The organism is Companilactobacillus muriivasis (assembly GCF_036246245.1).
Classification (GTDB): Bacteria; Bacillota; Bacilli; order Lactobacillales; family Lactobacillaceae; genus Companilactobacillus; species Companilactobacillus muriivasis.
This window is the reverse complement of the sequence record NZ_BTTQ01000001.1, coordinates 14017-39044: the sequence shown is the minus strand read 5'-3', so window position 1 is coordinate 39044 and position 25028 is coordinate 14017. Positions and strand designations below refer to the sequence as shown.

Here is a 25028-nt window from a genome sequence, read left to right as displayed (position 1 = left end):
CTATCATTTCTGGAGACGCCAACTACTTGTAGATACTTGATAAATCGTAAAGTGTACCTGACTGACCACCAGGGCCACCCATGCCACCACCCATTGATGGTGTTCCGGATTTACCGGATTTCTTCATTTGTGCTTTCATTTTCTTAAGTTGTGCTTTAGTCAATTTCTTCTTACCTGTTGGTGCCTTAGTACCAGATGGTGCTTTGGTGCCACTAGGTGCTGTACCTGAAGGAACCTGACCACTATTAGAACCACTTGGTTTAGCAGGTGGTGTTGAACTAGAACCTGAACCGGATGAACCAGGAGCTGTTCCACTTGGAGCTTGTCCAGTTGTACTTGCAGAACTTGCTTCTGAAGCTACAGTAACTGAACTAGAGTTATTCGTTGCAATACTGCTACTATTAGACAATTTAACTTTCTTAGCATGTTTCTTGATCCATGAAACAATCTCACTATTATTACCACCAGTTTTACCACCGGAATAGTAATACTTAATCTTGCCTTCTTTAACAAGTTTCTTAAACTGCTTCAAAGTAATCGCATTATCAGTTCCGTTAAATCCACCCATTGCCATAACAGCTTTACCGGTAGAAATAATATATGGTGCAGCGGTACTTGAATCATCGGTTGCAAATAAGTATTCAGCGTTACCTTGATGTTTTTCAAGGTATTTAAGCAAAGTTGAATCCTCTTTGGAATCTCCCATGCCACCGCCACCACCTGCGGCTGATAATAGTGATGGACCAGCACTTGGAATACCGTCACTTGATCCAGCTAAGGTTGGAGTTAATGACCACCACGTTGGAGCTAGCATGACGATAATCAAGGCTGCAATTGGCCAAACGCGTTTGTTTTTTAGACGAATGGCAATCCATGGCAATACGAACAGTGGGATTGAAATAATGATGCCAGCAATCAACAATACCCAAGCTAAGGTTGGATAATAATCTGTCAAATACCAAGCTTGCAAAATACTTGTCGACAAAATTGAGACTGGCAAAAGCATTGACCAGATTGACTTTTCGCGCCATTGCTTGACCATTGTGTAAACTCCAACTCCGGCTAAAACGGCCATCGCTGGGGCTAACATGATTGTGTAATATGGGTGGAAGAAACTAGCAACTGAAAAGAATCCCGCCACTGGGACCATCCAACCAAGCCATAGCCAGAGATCTTTTCTTTGGTTATTGAGTGAATACCATTTTTTCTTAGGATCTTGATAGTAAATGTAACTAGAAATTACGCCAAAGACAGCTAGTAACATCAACCAACTAATCTGAGGTCCTAATTCTTTTTGAAGCAATCTGAATGGTCCAGCTGTACCAATGTTGAAGGCACCGCCACCGGCACCACCTGTACCATTTCCACCACCAGTTGCTTTAGTTCCTCCTGGTCCACCTTTAGCTGAACCAGATGGTTTAGCTGGAGGCGTTCCATTAGCAGATTTCTTTGATCCACTTGGAGGTGTTGGAGCATTACTTGAAGACTTCATACCACTAGGTTTCTTAGACTTACTACCACTTGGTGGCGTCATTGACTTACTGCTGCCCTTTTTGGAAGAACTGTTACCCATACCAGGGAAAGCTCCACCAGTACCAGTAGTTTGACCAAGTAAACGTTGAGTTCCGTTATATCCAAAAGCCAATTCTAAAGCTGAGTTTGTTTCCGAACCGCCTTCATAAGGACGACTACTTGAATTAGTCATATCAACTGACAACGGCCAGAATAAGGTGAAGACCGCTAGAAAAACTGTTGCAATCGATAAGTGGACCAATTTCTTTTTCCAATTAACTTTTGCTGCTAACCAATAATAAAGGTATAGGGCTGGCAAAACCATGAACGCTTGAAGCATCTTGATATTGAATGAGAAACCAATTAAGGCAAATCCAATCCAAAGATAACGTTGTTGCTCTTTTAACACGGCTTTTTGCACGAACCAGACTGACAATAATAGGAAAAATACTAACGTAGCATCCATATTGTTGGTTCTGGAATCAGCTACTACGATTGGCGTTAAAGTCATAATCAAGGCAGCGATTCGTGCAGGAACTCTGCCAAAACGTTTTGATACCAAGTTGTAAATCAAATATACCGAGCCAATTCCAAACAGGATTGACGGTAAAACGACACTCCAACCATGTACACCAAAAATTTTGGCACTGATAGTCATAAACCAGAGGGCTACTGGTGGCTTATCAACCGTAATGAACCCGGCGGGATCAAAACTGGCATACCAGAAGTTTTTAAAACTCTTTGTCATACTGACAATTGCGGCGGTATAGAAGTTATTAGCTTCCCCAGCCTCCCAAATATTCCAAGCGTACAAGAAAGCCGCAAGGATCAAAATGGCAATTAACCAGTAATCATACTTAATAGTTCTTAATTTATTGAAAAAACTAGGTTTTTCATTTTTTTGAATACGAGTGGATTCTTTTGATTCCATCATTTATCTTCTCCTATCTCTAAAAAGCTATATTTACAAAAAAACAAATGATTGAATAAACAAATATTGAAAATAAGATTGGTTTTAATTGCAAATTATTTTTCATCTGTTCTAATTCCTTTCTTAACAACAGGGACAAGATTAGACAAACTAACTTAAATTAAGCTTAAATCGAAATTTATGTTTTATAATTATGAATAGATATTAACGGTTATTTAAATATGCCGTCTCCGGCGCTGATAGTATTCCCCTGCTGTGCGGAACGGTCCGAGCCAAAGTACGGTCTCGAACCTCGGTTTGAATCCTTGCAAAAAACGCAAGTATCCAAACTCGTCCGGTGGTGTAATGGCTAAAGCCATAACGCCACTTCCACTGCGAGTAAATACTATCAGCACCTCCGACTAGTTTTTTCTATTACTAACAACTGGATTATATGAATACTTATCATATGTATACCGAATAATATAAATTCATCAGGTTTTCATAATATGCTTGATAGAAAATAACTAGTCGGAAGAGCTGAGAAATATTTGTGGGCAGTGGTAGTGATGTTAGGACGAGTGATTTTCTCGTTCTTACATCACCGGGCGTGTTTTGAGACTTGCTGGTTTTGCAAGGCTTAAAACCGAGGAGCAATACCTTGGCTTGCTCCGGTACGCACAGCCAGTGAATATTTCTCAACTCTGTAGACAGACTACGTTAGACACCAATAAAGGAGTGCTTTATGTCAAATAACATTAGAATTTTAGTAGTTGAGGATGACGAAAACTTGGCTAATAACATCGCTTCCTTCCTATCCGACTTTTCTGAAGTCGATATTGAAAATGATGGTTTGAGTGGCAAGTTTGCCGCTACTGAAGATGTTTACGATTTAATAATTTTGGATATTATGTTGCCAGAAATGAATGGTTATGATGTGCTGAAAAATATTCGTAACGATAAAATCAACACACCTGTCCTAATCTTGACTGCCAAAGCTGAAATTGATGACAAAATTCACGGTTTCAACCTTGGTGCTGACGATTATCTAACTAAGCCCTTCCACCGTGAGGAGTTGCAGGCTCGTGTTAAAGCTCTTTTAAAGCGGAGTGGTATTTTAGCTGACGATTCAATCTTAAAAATTAAAAATCTTGAAGTAAATTTGAACAACCATGAGATCGACGCTGCTGGCAAACAAATTGCGCTCAATGGTAAAGAATATGATTTATTAGTTTATTTATTGCAAAATAAAAATACTATTCTAACTAAGGATCAGATTTTTGAACGTATCTGGGGTTTTGACTCAGATACTTCCATCACTGTGGTTGAAGTGTATATGAGCAATTTGCGTAAAAAACTACGTCCTTCGAAAAATGATAATTTAATCAAGACAATTAGAAATGTTGGGTATATTTTCCAAGATGACACAGAAAACTAGACAAAATAAAATCACCCGCCGCCAGCAATTTAAACTTTTTCTATCAATTATGGGTGCCTTTGCCATTCTCTTTTTGACGCTAGGAATTATCATTTTTAACCTTTTCCAATCGTCAACTTATCGCAGCATCGATAAAGATATTCGTAACCAAGTTACTGCTATTCAAAAGCAACCCAATATGGCTAAACGTGTTGGTCCAGCTCCTAATCATCAAATTGACCAAAATAAAAAACCAGACCCTAAAGCTCCTTTTCAAGCTTCGATTCTGGTTTTTGATGATAATGGAAAATTACTAAATAAGACTAGTCTTGGTAACCGTTATTCTGTTCTGAAAAATATTAAATTACGTAAAAGGAACGTTAATGTGAAACAAACCCTGCTTGTTAATAAAATGAGTTTCCGTTCGATGCTGATTAAAGTTTCGAAGAAAAACAATAATCCCATGTATGCCGGTCATTATATTCTAATCATGCAAAATATTGATACTCAAATCCAAGCAATTAAGAACTTTGAGGAAATATTAATTATTACTTTCTTCATATTCTGGGTCATTGCCCTAGTTATTTCTTACTTCCTAGCTCGTATTAATATGTTGCCAATTGTTAAATCATGGAAACAACAAACTGAATTTGTTAACGATGCTGCCCATGAATTACGTACGCCACTAACAATTATTCAAGGTAAATTGGAATACATGCTGACGAAGCCGAATAAAACTATTCTTGATGAAGCTGAAGCAATCTCCGTTTCATTGGATGAAGTTAGCCGACTCAACTCTTTGACTAATAATCTGCTAGTTTTGGCTCGTTCTGATTCAGCTACTACGAAATATAATTTTGAAATGACTACGCCGGATTTCTTTCTGAAGGATCCCATTGAGCCTTTCAAAGATATTATTAATTCTCAATCGAAAGTCTTTCAAATCAACCTTTATCACACACCTACGCTTTATCTGGATCGTGATAAAATTAAACAATTATTGATTATTCTTTTGGATAACGCTACAAATTACACCCCTAAAAATGGCACTATCAAAATTTACGACCAAGTTGAAGGCACCAAATATCAATTTGTGATTTCTGACACTGGTATTGGTATTAATGACAAGGATAAAGATAAGATTTTTGGACGTTTCTACCGAGTTGATAAATCACGTAATAGCAATAGCGGTGGTCACGGCTTAGGTCTAGCCATTGCCAAACAAATCGTCGATATCCACCACGGACACATCTTTGTACGTGATAATTTGCCTCAAGGCAGTGAATTCGTCGTTGAACTACCAATCAAACATAATTAAAATGAGGTATTAATTCATGGACAAAGAAAAAATCAAAGCATACTGGTTCAATTTTCTAAAAGATAAGAATCCGTTAGACTATCCGTTGGGTGACATCACACTTTTTGGCGGTGACGATCCTGACGAGTTAGCTCAATTAGTTTACAAAGGTATTAAAACAGCCACTACCTCCTCATATGCTTTATACGAACCGACTGAATATATGCCTCAAGTTGGTGACTATAACATTATTTTAGACGGTCAAGAAAACCCTCTTTGCATCACTAAAACACTTGTAACTGAAGTTATCCCTTTTAATCAAGTCAGTGCTGAGCATGCTTACCATGAAGGTGAAGATTCACGGACGCTTGAAGAATGGCGTAAAGTTCATGAACATTTCTTTAGAGAAGAATATAAGGAATTTGGTCAAGAATTTACCTTTGATATGCCCTGCTTATGTGAAGTATTTGAACGTATATACTAAAAAAGTTTGAGACTAATTTAGCCTCAAACTTTTTTACTTATCAGACTTTTCATCTAAAGATTCAGAAATCTTCTTAAGGTACATAACCATTTCTTCTTCCTTTGAGTCATCCTCTTCTGGTTCTTCCTCTTCTTCACGGCCCTTGATAATCTTATTCATCATTTTGACCAATAAGAATACTACAAACGCAATGATTAGGAAGTTAATGATGGACTCAATGAAAGTCCCATATTTGAATGTTGCATCCCCAACTTTGAATACCAAGTTACTGAGATCAATTTTCCCTAAAAACAAACCAATCAGTGGATTAATCAAGTTGCTAACTAATGATTGGACGATAGCTGTAAAAGCAGCACCCATAATGACACCGACAGCCAAGTCCATAACATTGCCGCGACTAATAAAGTCTTTAAATTCTTTTATCATATTCCAAATCTCCTAAAAATGATTTCTACCCTTAATTATGAATGTTTACAGGCGTTTTGTGCAAATTTTTCGCCAAAAAAATCTATACGTATCGTCAAAAAAGTTCATTTTAAAAGGAGTTTTGAAAAGCTTTTCATTTATAATTGATATGAAAGGCCGTGAAAATATGAATAAATTTGATATTTATAAAATGATTCTAGAAATTATCTCCGAGAAGAATCCCAAGGATTTCCAAGAACTCTTAGACGATGCTCAAAAGTACCAAATCGTTAAAGATTATATTGCTAGCGACAATCCCAATCAATTTCTAATCCAAGACTTGCAGGATTACGTAATCAGCATGGTCAATGACGGCTTGATTGCTGGGATTATTAGTCCCCTAAAGTACGTTACCTTGATCAAAATCAACGGTCTTACTATTGAGGGATTCCAATATCTCAAGAAAATGAAGGAAGACGATGTTGAAAAAGAAGTTAAGGCTATTTTAGATAGTAATAATCAACCAGTGAATCCTAAGACATTAACATCGGCACTGTCCTCACTAATATTTTAATTAATGCGAACGAAATAAAAAAAGCTTTCATATTGAATCTTCAATGATTCAAATATGAAAACTTTTTTGATCCTATTAGAATAGTGCCACTGACAAGAGTCGAACTTGCACTCGGGAAACCCGAACAGCGACCTGAACGCTGCGCGTCTGCCAATTCCGCCACAGTGGCTTTATAATTCAAATAATTACTTATTTAGATTACAATGAAAATGATACTACAAATGGAGGGTCTTGTAATGGAAAAAATTAGTAAAAATATCTTAAATCAAGTAATTCTGCCCCGTAATCCTGAGTCGTACAAAGGAAATTACGGTAAAGTCCTAATTATTGCTGGATCAACTCACTTCGGAGGTGCTGCAATTTTAGCAAGCAGTGCTGCCGTTCATGCTGGAGCTGGATTAGTAACCGTCGCAACTACTCCTGAAAAATTCACGGCAATCAATACTCGTATTCCTGAGGCAATGACCATCGACTATCACAACAAGAAAGAATTATTGACCGCTATTCTAAATAATAATGTCATTGCTATTGGCCCAGGTCTTGGTACATCAAGTGTTGCCATTGGTTTAGTTAAGGCAGTCTTGAACAATACTAAAACTGACCAAACGGTGATTTTAGATGCTTCAGCTTTAACAATCATTGCTGAAGAAAAGATTCCGCTACAAACTACTGCCCACATCATCCTCACTCCACATCAAGGCGAATGGAGACGACTTTCACAGTTAGAAATACCCGAACAAATTGAACTCAATAATTTTGAAAAACTTCAAGATTTGAATCCTGATGCTGTCTTAGTTTTAAAGAAACACAATTCTGAAATTTATTACCAGGACATGTCATTCAAAATAACTGCTGGCAATGCTGGTATGGCAACCGGTGGTATGGGCGATACTCTAACAGGAATCATGGCCGGCTTTATTGGTCAATTCGGCTACTCTCTGGCAACAATTCAAGCTGCCCTAATAATTCACAGTGTTATCGGTGATAAATTAAACGAAAAAGAATATGTTGTCTTACCTTCTCAAATCATTGAGAAACTACCAAAATACATGCAAAAATTCAGTTTGCAGAACAAATAAAAAAGACGTAACGATGTTTTCCAATCAACAATTGGATAAATATCATTATGTCTTTTATTTTTTATCTAATATTAAATATTCTTCTAATTCTTTCAACACGTGGTCCTAAAATCTTGTCAGCTAAAGAAGTCTTCAAAACCAAGTAGCCATATATAACGCCACCCAATCCAGCTTCTAATACCAAGACGACAACGGAAATGATTCGATCAGAATTACCAACAAAGTGGAATACCACCCAGTTAACAAACATAACTGAGACGAACATAATCAGCGAGAATAAGATTATTCCACTGATACGACGAGAAATTCGACCTGTATTGAATGGATAAATTCGATGTAATTCACGTAGCATTAACCAGCAAACCACCGCCATACCGATACTTGTAGCAATTAAAGGACCAAATTCATGGAACAAGCCAATCATTGGCAATTGAACAACAACTTTCACAATCAAGCCGTATACAAAATATTTAATCGCCAATCTGTTACGATATAACGCCTGTAAAACGGCTGATAAAACAGTGAACAATCCCAATAGAATAGAGATAATGGATGAAAATTGTAGCATCAAAACGCCAAGTGCATCATAACGATAAAATGTTGTCCACAATGGTTGTGCCACAGCGTACATCCCTAGTGATGCGGGAATCATAATGAAAAAGAACAATTCCAAAGTATTTGAAATTTGATTTTCAATATTTTTCTTATCACCTTTAGAATACAATCCTGACAAGATTGGAACGGCTGTAACGGCCATAGCGGTTGACAACGAAACGATAATCATAATTAATTTGTTAGCTTGGAAACCAAATAATGAATAATAATTATCCAATTGGGCTCCTGTGGCAGTAACAAACATCCGCATAAATTGATTGAATGTTGATTGATCAAACAAATTAAAGAATGTTATTCCGGCATCCAAAATAATAAATGGAACAGCCTGTTGGAAAATTTCACGAGTAAAGTTTCGCTCATTCACATTAGCAATTGGTTGACCATTACGCGATAATCGCCTCAGCTTTGGCAAGCGCCTCAACAATGCTAAAACTAAAATCCCAATAGCGACAGCTGCCCCAATAAATGCGGCAAAAGTTGATTGAACAACGGCATTGATATAACTACCTTTATTCATAATCATAATGACATACGTCGCTAAAAGCATGTAAATAACACGAGCAATTTGTTCGATAAATTGTGATATAGCGGATGGGGCCATGTCAGAATATCCTTGCAAATACCCTCTTAAAATACTCAAAATTGGAATAATTAAAACGGCAACTGCCAAAGATTTGATAACGGGAATACTTCTTGGATCACCGTCAGTAAAAATGGTAGCCAAAATTGGCGCTCCAAAATACATAACGGCTCCAAAAATCACACCCATGAATGTCATAATCTTCAGACCGTGCTTAAACAATTTATTACCAGTTGCATACTGATCAAGTGCGTTATAATGTGAAATTTGTTTTGATATTGCACCGGGAATTCCGGCTGTAGAAATAATCAAGAACAGACTATAAATGTTATAACCCTTAGCATACAAGGCATTAGCTGCGGGATAATATGATCCCATCCACGCCATCCATGGAATGATATATATCGCACCTAAAATACGAGAAAAAATACTACCAGCAGTCATCCATGCTGAACCTTTCAGCATTGTGTCTTGCGAAGAAGGCTCAGAATCAATTACTGGCATTACTTCTTCATCATCATGGCTATTATTTGCGCCCAAAACCTGCACCACCTTAAAAACTATCCTTTTAATTATAGCAAAGTTATCTACCTAAAAAATTTAAATTACACTTAAATTACGTAAAAAGCAAATTAATTTTGCCGTCTCCGGGTGACAGTACAATGCTTAGCCTGCTGTGCGACCGGTGCGAGCCAAGGTCTCGCACCTCGATTTTGAACTTCGAGAAAATCACTCGAATTTCAAAATACGTCGGTATTGTAAGGGATAAATCCCTAAGAATACCTGCACTGCTGGCTAAACATTGTACTGTCACCCTCCGACTATTTCTAATAACTACTTGGATACTTTCCTTTTTATTAATTCTTATAAATATACTGAATGTATTCTTATTTAAACATTACGAAAGCTTTGAATTCGATCACTAAAATGTCCCTTCCGATTAAAACATGTTCTATAGCTTTAGTCTCTAGTCATTTTGACCAATAATTTACACTATTCAACACTTTATATCGAAACAGTTAAAACTGCCTTATATAGGAAACCAAAGCATTTTTAAAGACACTAGCCAGAACTTGCGAGGGATGGAGTTCAGCAGTGATAGTTATGTTAGGCTGGCGATTCTCCAGTCTTACATAACAGGACGTCTTTTGAAATTCGCGAACTCTGCGAAGTTCAAAAGCGAGGGTCGAGACCGCACTATGGCTCGAGCCGGTTCCACAGCAAACTCCATCCCTCGCAAGCTCTGGCGGCATATCCCCAAATTTTACAAAACAAGAAAATTGTAAAGCGCGTTATCGTTTGAACAATGATAGAATAATCTTGTTGCAGGTTAGAAAGCAAGCAATTAATTAATTGAACTCACCTAAAAATCTCTATTTTGCAATTATTCACAAAAGTTTGAAATTCCTTCATATAATATATATAAAACGCTTAAACAATATTATCTTCAGCTTGCTTTCTACTCAACCAAAAAAGACTCCGGAAAATTTCCGAAGTCTTTTTTACTTGTCATTATTTAACTACGATATTAACAATCTTGTTAGGGATAACGATCACCTTAACGATGTTCTTACCTTCGATAAATTTTTGAACTTTTTCATCAGTTGTAGCAAGTTTTTCAAGATCATCCTTTGAGGTACCATTGGCAACTTCAACTTTATCTCTCAACTTACCATTAACTTGGACGATAATTTCAACTGTGTCAGAAACAAGTTTTGCTTCATCGTAAGTTGGCCATTTAGCGTAAGAAATTGATTCTGTGTGGCCAAACTTGCTCCATAACTCTTCCATCATGTGTGGTGCAATTGGAGCTAACAATTGAACTAAACCTTCAGCGTAAGCCTTTGGCATTGTATCAACCTTGTGTGCTTCATTTACGAAGACCATCATTTGTGAAATTGCTGTGTTAAAGTGCAATGCATCATAATCTTCGGTAACTTTCTTAACTGTTTCGTTATAAACTTTATCAAGTTTACCATCATTTGTATCAGTCAAGTAGCCATCTTTCAATGTGCTGTAGTCGTCATCATTGATAAATAGGTTCCAAACACGGTCCAAGAACTTGTATGAACCTGACAAACCATTTTCTGACCAAGCGATTGATGCATCCAAAGGACCCATGAACATTTCATAAACTCTCAATGTGTCGGCACCATATTGCTCAACTACGTCATCAGGGTTAACAACGTTACCTTTTGATTTAGACATCTTTTCGTGACCTTTACCAAGAATCATACCTTGGTTAAATAGCTTTTGGAAAGGTTCCTTAGTTGGAACAACGCCCAAATCATACAATACTTTGTGCCAGAATCTAGCATATAGCAAGTGAAGTACGGCATGCTCGGCACCACCAATATATAAATCAACTGGTAGCCATTGCTTCAATAGATCATAATCAGCTAGTGCATTGTCATTATTAGGGTCGATATATCTCAAGTAATACCATGAAGAACCAGCCCATTGTGGCATTGTATTAGTTTCACGACGACCTTTACGACCGTTCTTATCAACTACGTTAACCCAATCAGTTAGGTTAGCTAGTGGACTCTCACCGGTACCTGATGGCTTGATATCAGTATCTTCAGGCAATTTAAGTGGTAGTTCATCTTCTGGAACAAGTGAAGTCGTACCATCCTCCCAGTGAATAACAGGAATTGGTTCTCCCCAGTATCTTTGACGTGAGAAGACCCAGTCACGTAGACGGTAGTTAACTTTCTTTTCACCAAAGCCTTTGTCTTCCATGTAAGCAATAGCACGTTCAATAGCATCGGCTTTATTCAAACCATTCAAGAAGTCAGAATTAATATGCTTGCCATCTTCCGTTATAACGCCGTTATCCAAGTCACCTTCAATAACTTGAGTCATTGGTAGATCAAACTTCTTAGCAAAAGCATAGTCACGTTCATCATGCGCAGGAACAGCCATAACGGCACCTGTACCATAAGTTACAAGAACGTAGTCTGAAATCCAAATTGGAAGTTTCTTGCCGTTAACTGGGTTGATTGCGTATGCACCGGTGAAAACACCAGTCTTTTCGTCATTCAAATCAGTTCTATCAAGGTCTGACTTGTGTGAGATTTCTTCTTTATAAGCTTCAACAGCAGCTTTTTGTTCAGGTGTTGTAATCTTATCAACAAGCTTGTGCTCTGGTGCCAAAGTCATGTATTCAACACCAAAAATTGTATCGGGTCTAGTTGTAAAGACGTTGATTTTATCATCTGAACCAGCTACATCAAATGTAACTTGGGCACCAACTGAACGGCCAATCCAATTTCTTTGCATTTCTTTGATGTTTTCAGGCCAATCAATATCATCAAGGTCATCCAGCAATCTGTCAGCGTAAGCTGTGATTTTTAGCATCCATTGACGCATTGGCTTTCTAACAACTGGGAAACCGCCACGTTCAGTCTTACCATCAATGATTTCCTCATTAGCAACAACTGTACCCAAATCTGGTGACCAGTTAACCAATGTTTCTGATTCGTAAGCCAAACCTTTTTTATACATTTGTTCAAAGATCCATTGTGTCCATTTGTAGAATTTAGGATCGGTAGTTTGAACTTCACGTTCCCAATCATATGAGAAACCTAGTGAATTGATTTGACGCTTAAAGTTTTGAATATTCTTTTCAGTAAATTCAGCGGGATTGTGTCCTGTATTCAAAGCATATTGTTCTGCAGGCAATCCAAAAGCATCAAAGCCCATTGGATGCAATACGTTATAGCCTTCAGCACGTTTCATTCTAGCAATAATATCTGTGGCTGTATAACCTTCTGGATGTCCAACGTGAAGACCTTGACCTGATGGATATGGAAACATATCTAAGGCATAAAAGTTCTTCTTATTTGGATCCTCAGTTGTTTTAAAAGTATTGTTTTCTTTCCAATACTTTTGCCATTTCTTTTCTACGGTGTTGTGATTGTACATTTTTCTCCTCCTATACAAAAAAAGTCCTATGATTATAAATTAATCATAGGACGAGTTATCGCGTTACCACCTAAGTTCCGCACCACAAAATAAGTACGACTCTCAAAATCCTTAACGAGGATTAATCGTAGTCACTTACTAAAGGTTCGGCAACTATTATCAGTGGACGAGTTCGAAAATAAAACCTTACGCATTCACATCCCCATGCGCTTTCTGAAAAAGTATTTTATAATCTACTACTTCCGTGCTTATATCTTATACCATTAATGTTTGTCCGACAACCAATAAATCAGAATTTAAATCATTTAATTGACGAACGTTATCAACAGTTGTTCCAGCTTTTGAAGCGATAGAGTCAATTGTATCACCGCTTTGAACGGTTACTGACTTACTAGTTTGACTGCCTGAATCACTATCATTTGAGCTGTAATCATTTTGAACATTGATTGATGATGAGTCAGATGAATCATTTTCTGATGGAACAAATTTCTTCACACCATCACGTTCATCTTGAACCATAACTGGTGCTTGTTGACTGCCGTAAGCATCACCAACATTGCCAGTATCAGTTGTTGTATCATTAGTCTTATTTGCCAAGTTAGTAACTGCCAATGGTTGTCCATTAGCTCCAATTACTTGAGTAATTGTCAAAGTCTTACCAGGATAAATATAATTATCAGTCTTCAAATTATTCAAGCTCATCAAAGTATCAGTTGTCATGTTAAACTTATCAGCAATTGATTGTAATGTATCGCCTTGCGCTACAGTATACGTTTGATCCTTATCAGCAGCTGTATCAAATTGTGTCAAATTATACTTTTCGATAACACTGTCCAACTTATCAGCATATGTTGTATCGGTAGCATAACGACCAGTCAAATACTTAGTAGCATCTTTGTATGATGTTGTATTGCTCTTCCAAGTACCAGCATAAATTTGTGAATTGCCTGAAGTTCCACCACGAAGCAATGAAACATAGTCTTCAAGTGATTCCTTATATGAAGGATACTTTCTAAAATCAGAGCTAATTGAGCAAAGACTACCTGTACCGTCGTCTTCTTGTGTACCCATATTAACAGAGGCACCTTTATAATCTCCCTTAATACCAAAAAGATTATAATTAGGCGCAGTAGCTAGTCCACTTGTACCCCAGCCACTTTCAACCATTGCTTGTGCAATCATTACTGAAGCGTAGAGATCGTTATTTGCGGCCAACTTACGTGCTGAGTTACCAATATAGTCAATAAAAGCTTGATCCCCAACACCAGTAGAAGCAACCGGTGTGGCTGCTACTGCTGAGTTTTGATTCAACAAATTATTAACGGACAAAGCTTCGGCTTTAACGGGTGTAGGAGCTGAAATATTAGTAATTTCTGCTACTGCAGCACCAACAAACATACTTGATCCTAAGATCGTCATATTTTTGCGTAAGTTTGCGTTCTTACTTTTTTTATTATTTAATCTAGTCAAACGACTATCTTCGATTTTGCGTTCATGACGTGTCATAACCATAAATATCTGCTCTCCCTCAAAATCTTTATACTTTATTATATTTCTTAACAAAAACTTAAACAATAGAGAGATCAAAAAATATGAAAATATCTAGAAAAATATCCATCTTTAATGTGTTTTTACTGCTGTTTTTTGTTTTTTGGACCATTAATGTCTCACAACACACTAATCTAATCAAAAAATTCGATACTGCCTTGATCAGTCAAATTTATCATCATAATCCCCTGACACTTGGCATCTTTCGACTCATGACAAGTATCGGTGACACTTTTGCAACTATTATTGTAACCGCAATTATTTTTCTACTTTTAATTGTTAAAAAATATCATTATGCTGCGATTTATTTAGTGCTCAACAAGGTAGTCATCTCCGGAATGAACAGCATTATTAAAATTACTATCGACCGTCCACGCCCCAGCCATCATCATTACGTTTATGCTGGTGGCTACAGCTTTCCCAGTGGGCATTCGGCTAGTTCATTTGCGTTATACATTTCGGTTTTGATTATCAGTCTCTATATTTTCAAAAAAATCAGCTTAAAGATAGTTATCAGTGCCATTTGTATTGCCATGGTACTGCTGATTGGATACAGTCGTATCTTTCTAGGAGTTCACTACCCTAGCGACGTTTTCGGTGGCTATCTTTTGGCAGCTACTTTCATAACTTTCAATACTCTATTATTTAGAACCAAGAATCTTTCGATTCTTAATCTCAAAGGCGTTAAGAATTAGACCCAGTATCAATAATACAAGAGTAGCGATGTAGATATTATGCAATCCTGAAAAAAGAATTTGTCTCATTTTGGGTAAAAGCTGATGTGGCAAGGAATTAGCGGTCTGCGGATCAATCAATTTATTCATCATATCGACCGTAATATGCTTGTTTCCTGCGGCACCTTTTGCTAAAGCGGTGTTCAAAACGATTCCGTAAACTGAAACCATCATTGATTGACCAATTGTTCTCAACAAAGTATTAAAGCTCGTGGCAACTCCGACATTCTCTGGTTCAACGACAGTTTGAGATGTAACGGTAGTTGTAGTGATAGTTAGACCAAAGCCAAGTCCGGCAATCCCGGCTAACATACAGAAGTACCAAAATGGCGTTGTTGGACCAGCAGCTAATAATAAGGCATTAGCAATTGCTAAGAAGAATAAACTGATGTAAATGACTCGATTGGGAGCCATTTTTTTTATCAATGAACCAGCCCAGAATGAACCAAAAATCCAAACAATTGAGCTTGGTGTAACGGCGAATCCACCCATTGATGGACTCAAGCCTAAAATACCTTGCATCCAAGTTGGAATATAAGCTTCGAACCCGATTAAGAAGCCACTGACTAACAAGGCTAAAACATTTTGAATAACGAAAGTTTTATTCTTAAATAATTCCAAAGGTAAAATTGGATCCGCAACGTGCTTTTCAACATGAATAAAAGCAAAAATAGAAATAATTGAAACTAATACTAAGCCTAAAGGTATCAACATCGTGCGGCTACCGATATTTTGTAGAGCTAGCATTAATGGCAACAATACTAAAATCAGCAAAATAGTACCCATGTAGTCGATTCTGATTTTCTCGTGCTCTCGTTTATCTTCCTTAAAGAAGATCCATATTAAAGCCATTGTTATCAATCCAACTGGCAAGTTAATCAAGAAAACCCAATGCCAGCTTAATCTTTCAACAATGAATCCACCTAATAACGGTGCTATAACGGCAGCAATTCCCCATGCAGAACCGTTTAGTCCTAAAATACGAGCACGTTTTTCCAACGGATAAATATCTGCAATAATCGTAAATGTTAACGGTTGGATAGCTCCAGAACCGATACCTTGGATTACACGTGCCAAGATTAACGTCAACATTGAATTCGACATCGCACACAAAGTCGAACCAATGACGAAAATCACTAAACCAATCAATAGAACTGGTTTACGACCGACTATATCTGATAATTTTCCATAAATTGGTGTCGCTACGGCAGTCATCAGTAGGTAAACTGAGAAGACCCAGTTCATCAAACTAACCCCATGTAGACTTCCGATAATTGTCGGCATCGCAGTCGAAACGATAGTTCCTTCAATTGCCGTCATGAATGTCGCAATAAATACCGCAATCGTGACGATTACAACATTTGACTGATTTTTTTGTTCCATTAAATAATTCCTCCCATAAAAAAAGAGACCTTCCCTAAAGTAAAAACTTTAAAGAACGCCTCTGTAATCACCGATTAAATTTTCAAGAAACTCTTAATATCATTAACTTTATCAAGTTTTTCCCATGGTAAATCGATATCTGTACGTCCGAAGTGGCCATATGCGGCCGTCTTCTTATAGATTGGTCTTTGTAGATCAAGCATTTTAATGATACCTAGTGGACGTAAGTCGAAGAACTTGTTGATAACTTCTTCAAGTTGTTCTTCGGAATAATCACTAGTACCAAATGTATCAACGTGAATTGACACAGGTTTTGCCACACCGATAGCGTAAGCAATTTGAATCTCAACCTTTTCAGCCACACCAGCAGCTACAAGGTTTTTAGCAATATATCTGGCAGCGTAACTAGCTGAACGGTCAACTTTAGTAGCATCCTTACCTGAGAAGGCACCACCACCGTGACGAGCAAAGCCACCGTATGTATCAACGATAACTTTACGTCCTGTAAGTCCAGAATCTCCTTCTGGACCACCGATAACGAAACGACCTGTAGGATTAATTAAAATCTTTGTATTGTCGTCCATCATGTTAGCTGGTACAACTTCATCGATAACATATTTCTTAATATCTTTTTGAACTTGTTCCAAACTAGCTTCAGCTTTGTGTTGTGTACTCAAAACAATTGTATCGACACGAACTGGATGATCATTTTCATCATATTCGATTGTGACTTGTGACTTAGCGTCAGGCATCAAGTAGTCGATAGTACCGTTCTTTCTAACTTCGGCTGTCTTTCTCATCAACTTGTGAGCGAGAGAAATTGGCAATGGCATGAATTCTTTAGTTTCATTTGTAGCGAAACCGAAAACAAAACCTTGATCACCGGCACCGATTTGATCCAATGGATCTTTATCGTCGTTACCACGTTCTTCCAATGCATCGTCAACACCCTGAGCAATATCAGGAGATTGTTCATCTAGTGCAACTAATACGGCACAACTATTACCATTGAAACCAGGATTTGTTCCATCATAGCCAATATCGGTAATTGTTTTACGTACGACACTTTGAATATCAACATATGCAGAAGTTGATATTTCGCCTACAACTAGTACTAAACCAGTTGTAACAGTTGTCTCGCAGGCAACACGCGCATCTTTATCCTTTGCTAAAATAGCATCGAGAATTGCATCACTTATTTGATCAGCAACTTTATCTGGATGTCCTTCTGAAACTGATTCAGAAGTAAATAAATAATTTTTTGACATATCTTTTCCACCTTTTCGGTTACAGGGCCTCTCCTTAAACAAAAAAAGGATCCCATCAGGAACCTTTTAATAGGTTAACACAAAATTAATCCATTTTCATGAAAAACTCAGTTTGACGTGCAACTTTTTCTACATTAATATGTTTTTATGAGCCAAAGGAGTTCGCATGGATAAATTAAAATCTAAAAAAATATTATCAGCTTTTATTGAATTCATAAGCTACCATATTTTTCCGTTTATCTTCATTTTTGTCCACAACTTGAATAACTATTCCCTACACGGATTTTTAATCATCATGGTGGCCATGGTAGCTTTATATAAAGAATACATTTTAACGTTGAATCCCAATAAATATTTCCATATTTTATACAGTGTCATCTATATATTATTGGCTGCTCTATCGTTACATTCGTTGAATCTCTTCGTAATAGTCTTAGTTTTTGCACAATTAGCTTTCCTATACATGACGAGATATTTGCCAGACAACTATCAAAACTTAGTTTCATTAGTGGAAGATTTCGTTGTTCCAAGTTTCATGTCGATAGCTTTAGCTTTCACTTACATGCATTTTATTTCAGTAAACTTCGTTGTCCCACTATTGTTAGTTAACCTAGCAACTGTATTGATCAATTATTTTGAAGGAACTAAAACTGATTACATTGAATTGGCGGTCATCTCAGTTCTATGCGTAATCTTATTCCTACTAAATTACATCAGCTTATGGACAGCTTTAGCAATTATCGTCTTCGTTATTGCGATGTCATTATTGAAAAAATATAAAAATTTCAACCAGTCGAATCTATTTTATCGGGTTATTGGCAATTTGATTCTTGTTGTTTAGCTCCGGGTACAAAAAAGATGTAGTCTGCTGTGCGACCGACTTGAGCCAAGGTCTCAAGTCTCGATTTTGAACTTCGAGAAAACCGCTCGAAGTTCAAAATACGTCGGTATTGTAATGGCTAAAGCCATATCAATATTTGCACTGCGGACTACATCTTTTTTTGTACCCTCCGCCTTTTTTTGTATTGGGCAGCGGATCACTTTAATTAAAGATTATTTATCATTTCAATATATATATAAAAGAAAAAAATCCATACCAAAAGCGATTAAATATCAACCTCAAATTGAAATTAACAGTTAACTTAGCCTCCGGCTGTCAGAAATATAGTCTGCAATGGAGGTGGCGTTACGGCTTTAGCCGTTACACCACGGGACGAGCTTGGAGACTTGCGATTTTTGCAAGGCTTCAAGTCGAGGTTCGAGACCGCTCTTCGGCTCGGACCGGTCCCCATAGCAGAACTATATTTCTGACAACCGGAGGCGGCATATATAAATAAAGGCATAAAAAAAACACCTAACATTAAGTTAGATGTTTAAGCGCTTTTGGTATGGAGGATACAGGGATCGAACCTGTGACCTCCTGCTTGTAAGGCAGATGCTCTCCCAGCTGAGCTAATCCTCCAAAAGTGACTCCTACGGGATTTGAACCCATGTTACCGCCGTGAAAGGGCGGTGTCTTAACCACTTGACCAAGGAGTCATAAATATTTAATTGATATATTGCTCTCTCAAGCACAAGAAATATAATACAATAATAATAAAGGTGTAGCAAGCTTTTTTTTACATTTTTTCGAACTTTTTTAAAAAACAGGAGGATAATGAACTTTGAACGTGCAAAAATACTTTGAAACTGGTAAAACTATGGACTTGGCTCAAGATATGCTCGGACATACTTTTACCTATAAATCAGACCAGGGTTCCTTCTCAGGCTTAATCGTTGAGACTGAAGCCTACTTGGGACCAATTGATATGGCGGCTCATAGTTACAATGGTCGGCACACCCCTGCCAATGATCCTCTCTATCAAGCTGGTGGAACAATTTATATCTACTCGATTCACAGTTGGTTAGATATGGATATTAGTATTCAAGCTGCTGGCACTCCAAATGGTATTCTTATTCGCGCTCTGCAACCAATTGAGGGTATTGAGCAAATGGAAGTCAATCGTAATAGAACTGGCTTTGAGACGACTAATGGACCTGCTAAATGGATGGCAGCTTTTGGCATCAAAGATAAATCACTTTCCGGTACTAAGTTGAATGAAAATAATTTCATTTTTTCAGCAAAAAAAGTCCAGACTCCTCAAAATATTTTAGCAACACCACGTATTGGTGTGAAAAATAAGGAGCCATGGACTTCAAAAAATATGCGTTTTATTGTTGAAGGTAATCCTTATGTTTCAAAATTACCTAAACGTGATATGAATCTTGACACTTATGGTTGGCTATAAACGGTCGCTACGAGCACGCAATGCATAAAGAATTGCTACGGTATCGACAACTTCTTGAAGCAATGCCCCGATAACAGTTGGGATTAGTCCAAAAGCGGCAATAATCATCAAAGCAATACAGATGAAGATACCGATTAAAACAGCCTCACGAGCAACTTTCATCGTATCATGAGCAATTTTAACAACTAGACTAACCTTGCTGAGGTCATCTTGTAAAATAACGGCATCAGCGGACTCACTAGCGGCGTTGGCACCCTTATAACCCATTGCGATACCCACATCAGCTAAAGCTAAGGCAGGCGCATCGTTGACACCATCCCCGACCATAACAGTTGGGTGGTATTCTTTACTCAAGCCATTGATAATCTTAACTTTATCAGCTGGCAAACTTGAAGGATAAGCCTTCGTAATACCTACTTCTGAAGCGACCATTTCGGTGGCTTCTTTTTTATCCCCAGAAATCATTAGGATATTTTTGATACCGAAATCTTTTAACTTCTGAATCGTTGATTTAGACTCTGGACGAATTTGATCAAGCAAGCTGTAGACACCAGCATATTTACCATCAATTGAAATGTAAACGCCTGAACCTTTAACTTCATCGACCGCTTCATCAGTAACGAATTCACCTTGACCAACTTTAACAATGTGTCCATCAATCGTACCAACGATACCTTCAGCAGTAACTTCCTTCAAATCTTCAGCACTAGTCAATGTTAAATTACGTTCTTTAGCATAATTAACGATTGCTTCAGCCATAACGTGACTGGAGTTTTGTTCAATTGAAGCGGCATAAGCCATAACAGTTTCTGGTTTGAAATTATTAGCTGCCTTGAATTGATCGACAACTAACTTACCCATTGTAATTGTACCGGTTTTATCAAATGCAACTGTCTGAGCAGAGTTCAATTTTTCCAAAGCAGTTCCAGATTTGATGATAATACCGTTTCTACTTGTGCGACTCATCCCTGAAACAAAGGCAATTGGTGCTGCCAAAATCAATGGACATGGTGAAGCAACAACCAATACTTGAGCAATTCTAATCGGATCTTTGGAAACGTACCACGCGATACCTGCAATGATGTAGGCGATCAAAGTAAATGGAACGGCATAGCGGTCAGCTAAACGGACGAAATGCGCTGGATGTGTTTCTGACTCTTTAACTAATTTAACGATAGCTTGGTATTCAGAATCAGCAGCCACTTTGTCAGCTTTAATCTTGAAAGGATTCTCACCGTTGATTGATCCTGACATGACATACTTACCTTTTGATACATTAACTGGTACCGATTCACCAGTAAGGGATGATTCATCGACTTCTGATTGACCGTCAAAAACTGTCCCATCAACTGGAACTTGTTCTTTCGGACGAATCAAGAGTTCATCCCCGATTTTAACATCATCAATATCAACGTCTTTGATATGTCCGTTATCAATCATATGAGCTTTTGATGGCGTGTTATCTAGTAAAGATTTCAATTCACTCTTAGCTTTATTAGCAGCGTACTCTTCAAGAGTGTCACCACCAGTTAGCATCAATAGAACAATCCAACCAGCCCAGTATTGACCAAGACTGATAGTTGCCACAATGGCGGTAATTGCCAACAAGTCGATACCAAAGTTACCTGACTTGAGGACTTTGATCATATCGACAAACATAATTAATGCCAACAACAAACCAAGAATACTAATAATCAGTTGGGCATAACCATTTAAATGAAATCCGAATTCCAAAACGGCTGCGATAAAACCAATTGTTAACGTTCCGTATAATTTAATTTTGTCTGAGTTCATAAAATCACAACCCTCCCAAATATAATCCTTCTTTTGTCTTGATTATACATTCTTTATATAGAAAAGTGAACACTTATTTGGAATGATTCTCATTTAATTATCATTTCAAATAGATACCTAAAGTTGGCTACATTAGTAGATTTTTGGCATACTTTCTCAATTGGAAAGATATTCATCTACTCTATAGTATGGCAAATTAAGGTCATTTTAAGCAAACAAAAACAGTCATAGTCGATTTTGAACTTTAGACATCACTAGATCTTAGAATATCCACCTATTATGTGGAAAAATTCATGCTAATTCCCTACTGGAAAATCAACAGATTCGAATCTTCATAACAGAAGTACAAAAAAACTGTATCACCACCCTCTGTTGTTTCTTTGTAGGTGTGATACAGCTTTTTTAAACTTAATTTTTAATATGAATATTCTTTCAAATTACATTTATCATTTGATAAACTTTATTTAACCAACTTGTCCCAGATCACTACGTCCCCACTGGCTAGAGACTTTGGAACATCGATAATTCTTTGATTAGATGAGCCACGAAATTGTAATGTTAAATCTTTTTTACGCAGTAAGAATCGACCGTCCACTAAAATATCAATCAAGGACAACATTTCTAGTTTATCATCTGATTCCTTCATTAATTCATCCCACGAATAACCAGTCCATGACCAAATATCTTTCGTGTGACCAAACTCTTTTCTAATTCGCTTGCATAACGATAAACAAACTTCTGTATTGAGAAATGGTTCACCACCAAGTAGCGTTAAACCCTGGACATAGCTTTGCCCAAGGTCTTTGATGATCTGATCTTCGAGTTCTTTAGTATAAGGTTTTCCATAACGAAAATCCTGTGCTGCAACGTTATAACACCCCGGACATCTAAATAGACAGCCCGAAACATACAAACTACATCTAACACCTTCACCATCTACAAAGTTAAATGGTTTGTAGTCAGCAATTCTTTTAAGACTGTGGTCCTTGCTTAACCATTCTTTGGGAGTCGGATTGTTTGGCTCTCTCATATTTTGCCGCATGCTGTATCATCTCCGAAGTCATATTTTTTCTACGTGAAGCAATTTCAACGTGACGACCGTGAATCATCGGACGTTGTTGTGGATTACCTAAATATCCACAAGTTCTCTTAACAACATCACATGTTTGTGGATCATGATTACCGCATTGTGGACAAACAAACCCACGTGCAGTGGCATTAAACTCTCCTTTAAACCCACATTCGAAGCATTGATCAATCGAAGTATTTGTACCTAAATAACCAACATGGTCATAAGCCCAATCCCAAACAGCTTCCAATGCCTTAGGATTTTGACGTAAATTAGGATATTCGCAGTAATGAATGAACCCACCTGAAGCGTATTTTGGAAATGCCTCTTCAAAAGTCAACTTCTCAAATGGATTAGGATGTTTTCTAACATCGTAATGGAAACTATTGGTGTAGTATTCCTTCTCCGTTATATTTGGTATAACGCCGAATTTTTCCAAATCATCGCGGCAGAATGTGTCCGTCAATGATTCAGCTGGTGTTGAATAAAGACTGTAGTGATAACCACTCTCGTTAGCCCACTTAACACATTTTTCGTGTAACGCCTTTACAATACTTTCAGCAAAGTCATGAGCCTCTTGATTACCCTCCCATTTATCGCCAAAGAACTCGCTACATACTTCATATAGACCAATATAGCCTAATGAAACAGTGGCACGTTGATTTTTGAATAACTCATCAATACTGTCATCTTTCTTAAGACGTTTACCGAAAGCACCATACATATATAATAACGGTGCATTCTCAGGTTTAGCTTGCTTGGTACGTTCGATACGATATTCCAAAGCGGCGTGACAAATCTGCATTTTTTCTTCAAAAATAGTCCAAAACAAATCCATGTCTCCCTTGGATTCAAGAGCAATTCTTGGTAAATTGACCGTTACAACGCCTAGATTCATTCGACCAGAAATAACTTCTTTACCGTTCTCATCTTTCCAACCTTGAAGAAATGAGCGACAACCCATTGGTGTTTTAAAACTACCAGTGATTTCTTTGATTTTGTCATACATCAACAAATCAGGATACATACGTTTAGTTGAACACTCTAATGCCAACATTTTGATGTCATAATTAGGATCACCTGGGTCCAGATTCAAGCCACGTTTAACAGTAAATGTTAGTTTGGGAAAAATTGCCGTTCGATGTTCTTTGCCCAAACCTTTAATTCTGATTTCTAAGATAGATTTTTGAATAGCACGCTCCAACCAATTCGTTCCTAAACCGAAATTAATGGTCGTGAACGGCGTTTGCCCTTGAGATGAGTAAAGTGTATTGATTTCATATTCAAGTGCCTGCATGGCGTCATAAATGTCCTTACGAGTCTTATCCTTAGCAAACTCTTCTTGCTTATCTTCAGCAATCCACTTCTTAGCATCTTTCATGTGTTTTTGATAATTAATTTCAGCATATGGTGCCAATAATTGATCAATTCGGTTAGCTGAACAGCCACCATATTGTAATGAAGCCACGTTGGCAATAATTTGTGACATTTGGGCAGTTGCTGTTTGAATCGAGCGTGGTGAAGAAACCCAAGCGTTACCAATTTTAAAACCATGACTCAACATCTCATCAAAATCGATCAGACAACAGTTAGTCTCAGGTGTAACTGGTGAATAATCAAGATCATGCCAGTGGATGTCACCACGTAAATGTGCTTTAGCCACAAGCTCTGGCAGCATTTTTAGTCCCATCGCACGACTTGCTACACCGGCTTCCAAATCACGTTGGGTATTGAAAATATTACTGTCCTTATTAGCATTCTCATGAACAACTTCATCGTTACGGTCAAATAGACGTTCAATGTTCAATTGGACATTCGTAGCACGGGCAAACTTATCCTGATCACTTTGGAAGTATTCTTCATAAGAATCAGCCTGATTAGCCATACCATTTTCTTTCAGAATACGAAAAATAACCCTATGCAGTTCTGTCGCTGCAATCAATTCATGACTACGAAAAATATCCACCAATTTATCTACAACTAACTGTTTTTGTTCAGCGTTTAACTTTAATTGGTCCAAAACAAACATAATCTTATAAGCGTAAAAATTAGTTTTGACTCCACTACGTTTTTCTACGGGAATAGTAACTAAATCATCTAATCTGGCATTCATATAAAAATCCTCCTGAACTTTTGACCTTGCG

Annotated in this window: 18 protein-coding genes, 3 tRNA genes, 1 riboswitch and 1 other annotated feature; of the genes, 8 read left to right on the top strand and 13 right to left on the bottom strand. The window is 37.5% G+C overall.

Features of this window, described 5'->3' with window-relative positions; all coding sequences use genetic code 11:
* Positions 1-22 precede the first annotated feature (22 nt).
* Complete coding sequence (locus AAA923_RS00185; RefSeq protein ID WP_435890153.1) at positions 23-2443, bottom strand: glycosyltransferase family 39 protein; 2421 nt, start codon at positions 2441-2443, stop codon at positions 23-25.
* A gap of 724 nt (positions 2444-3167) precedes the next feature.
* Here AAA923_RS00185 and AAA923_RS00180 point away from each other — a divergent pair.
* The 3 genes from AAA923_RS00180 to AAA923_RS00170 are packed head-to-tail and all read left to right on the top strand — an operon-like array spanning position 3168 to position 5620.
* Complete coding sequence (locus AAA923_RS00180; RefSeq protein ID WP_338213803.1) at positions 3168-3860, top strand: response regulator transcription factor; 693 nt, start codon at positions 3168-3170, stop codon at positions 3858-3860.
* Positions 3844-5157 carry a sensor histidine kinase gene (locus AAA923_RS00175; RefSeq protein WP_338213801.1) on the top strand — a complete coding sequence of 438 codons (1314 nt, stop codon included), beginning with the start codon at positions 3844-3846 and terminating at the stop codon, positions 5155-5157. Before AAA923_RS00180 ends, AAA923_RS00175 begins: the two co-directional genes overlap by 17 nt.
* A gap of 16 nt (positions 5158-5173) precedes the next feature.
* Positions 5174-5620, top strand: a complete 447-nt coding sequence (locus tag AAA923_RS00170) for an ASCH domain-containing protein (RefSeq protein WP_338213799.1) — start codon at positions 5174-5176, stop codon at positions 5618-5620.
* A gap of 33 nt (positions 5621-5653) precedes the next feature.
* Here AAA923_RS00170 and mscL read toward each other — a convergent pair whose 3' ends face one another.
* Positions 5654-6046, bottom strand: coding sequence for a large-conductance mechanosensitive channel protein MscL (gene mscL, locus AAA923_RS00165; RefSeq protein WP_338213798.1), 393 nt, complete (start codon positions 6044-6046; stop codon positions 5654-5656).
* Between the two features lie 166 nt (positions 6047-6212).
* On the opposite strand from mscL, the gene AAA923_RS00160 reads away from it, so the two are divergent.
* Complete coding sequence (locus tag AAA923_RS00160; RefSeq protein ID WP_041501426.1) at positions 6213-6599, top strand: hypothetical protein; 387 nt, start codon at positions 6213-6215, stop codon at positions 6597-6599.
* Between the two features lie 84 nt (positions 6600-6683).
* On the opposite strand, the gene AAA923_RS00155 is transcribed toward AAA923_RS00160, so the two are convergent.
* Positions 6684-6768 (bottom strand) — tRNA-Leu (locus tag AAA923_RS00155).
* A 67-nt stretch (positions 6769-6835) separates the two neighbouring features.
* Between AAA923_RS00155 and AAA923_RS00150 the strand changes: the two genes are divergently transcribed.
* Positions 6836-7678: an NAD(P)H-hydrate dehydratase gene (locus AAA923_RS00150; protein ID WP_338213797.1), complete on the top strand. Its 843-nt coding sequence runs from the start codon at positions 6836-6838 to the stop codon at positions 7676-7678.
* A gap of 61 nt (positions 7679-7739) precedes the next feature.
* Here AAA923_RS00150 and AAA923_RS00145 read toward each other — a convergent pair whose 3' ends face one another.
* The 3 genes from AAA923_RS00145 to AAA923_RS00135 form a co-directional block, all read right to left on the bottom strand.
* On the bottom strand, positions 7740-9377 hold the full coding sequence (locus tag AAA923_RS00145) for a putative polysaccharide biosynthesis protein (RefSeq protein WP_338214442.1): 1638 nt from the start codon (positions 9375-9377) through the stop codon (positions 7740-7742).
* Positions 9378-10385: 1008 nt separating this feature from the next.
* A complete protein-coding gene (gene leuS / locus AAA923_RS00140) occupies positions 10386-12800 on the bottom strand; it encodes a leucine--tRNA ligase (protein WP_338213795.1) in 2415 nt (804 codons plus the stop codon).
* Positions 12801-12843: 43 nt separating this feature from the next.
* Positions 12844-13059 (bottom strand) — a binding site (T-box leader).
* Entirely contained in the window at positions 13056-14312 is a 1257-nt protein-coding gene (locus AAA923_RS00135; RefSeq protein ID WP_338213794.1) for a glucosaminidase domain-containing protein, read from the bottom strand. Its footprint overlaps the feature before it by 4 nt.
* 80 nt (positions 14313-14392) lie before the next feature.
* Between AAA923_RS00135 and AAA923_RS00130 the strand changes: the two genes are divergently transcribed.
* On the top strand, positions 14393-15043 hold the full coding sequence (locus AAA923_RS00130; RefSeq protein ID WP_338213792.1) for a phosphatase PAP2 family protein: 651 nt from the start codon (positions 14393-14395) through the stop codon (positions 15041-15043).
* Here AAA923_RS00130 and AAA923_RS00125 read toward each other — a convergent pair.
* Positions 14990-16465 carry an MDR family MFS transporter gene (locus AAA923_RS00125; RefSeq protein ID WP_338213791.1) on the bottom strand — a complete coding sequence of 492 codons (1476 nt, stop codon included), beginning with the start codon at positions 16463-16465 and terminating at the stop codon, positions 14990-14992. The two genes, AAA923_RS00130 and AAA923_RS00125, sit on opposite strands and share 54 nt — an antisense overlap.
* A 74-nt stretch (positions 16466-16539) precedes the next feature.
* Positions 16540-17733, bottom strand: coding sequence for a methionine adenosyltransferase (gene metK / locus AAA923_RS00120; protein ID WP_338213789.1), 1194 nt, complete (start codon positions 17731-17733; stop codon positions 16540-16542).
* Positions 17731-17808: riboswitch (SMK box riboswitch) on the bottom strand. Its footprint overlaps the gene before it by 3 nt.
* A gap of 91 nt (positions 17809-17899) precedes the next feature.
* On the opposite strand from metK, the gene AAA923_RS00115 reads away from it, so the two are divergent.
* Positions 17900-18574, top strand: a complete 675-nt coding sequence (locus AAA923_RS00115; protein ID WP_338213787.1) for a hypothetical protein — start codon at positions 17900-17902, stop codon at positions 18572-18574.
* A gap of 548 nt (positions 18575-19122) precedes the next feature.
* Here AAA923_RS00115 and AAA923_RS00110 read toward each other — a convergent pair.
* A tRNA-Val gene (locus tag AAA923_RS00110) sits at positions 19123-19195 on the bottom strand.
* A gap of 5 nt (positions 19196-19200) precedes the next feature.
* Positions 19201-19272, bottom strand: a tRNA-Glu gene (locus AAA923_RS00105).
* Between the two features lie 131 nt (positions 19273-19403).
* On the opposite strand from AAA923_RS00105, the gene AAA923_RS00100 reads away from it, so the two are divergent.
* Positions 19404-20021: a DNA-3-methyladenine glycosylase gene (locus AAA923_RS00100; protein ID WP_338214441.1), complete on the top strand. Its 618-nt coding sequence runs from the start codon at positions 19404-19406 to the stop codon at positions 20019-20021.
* Here AAA923_RS00100 and AAA923_RS00095 read toward each other — a convergent pair.
* From AAA923_RS00095 to nrdD, 3 genes are all read right to left on the bottom strand, one after another.
* Complete coding sequence (locus tag AAA923_RS00095; RefSeq protein ID WP_338213785.1) at positions 20016-21815, bottom strand: heavy metal translocating P-type ATPase; 1800 nt, start codon at positions 21813-21815, stop codon at positions 20016-20018. The two genes, AAA923_RS00100 and AAA923_RS00095, sit on opposite strands and share 6 nt — an antisense overlap.
* Before the next feature lie 460 nt (positions 21816-22275).
* On the bottom strand, positions 22276-22857 hold the full coding sequence (gene nrdG / locus AAA923_RS00090; protein ID WP_338213783.1) for an anaerobic ribonucleoside-triphosphate reductase activating protein: 582 nt from the start codon (positions 22855-22857) through the stop codon (positions 22276-22278).
* A complete protein-coding gene (nrdD, locus tag AAA923_RS00085; protein ID WP_338213781.1) occupies positions 22787-24997 on the bottom strand; it encodes an anaerobic ribonucleoside-triphosphate reductase in 2211 nt (736 codons plus the stop codon). Before nrdD ends, nrdG begins: the two co-directional genes overlap by 71 nt.
* Positions 24998-25028: the final 31 nt, after the last annotated feature.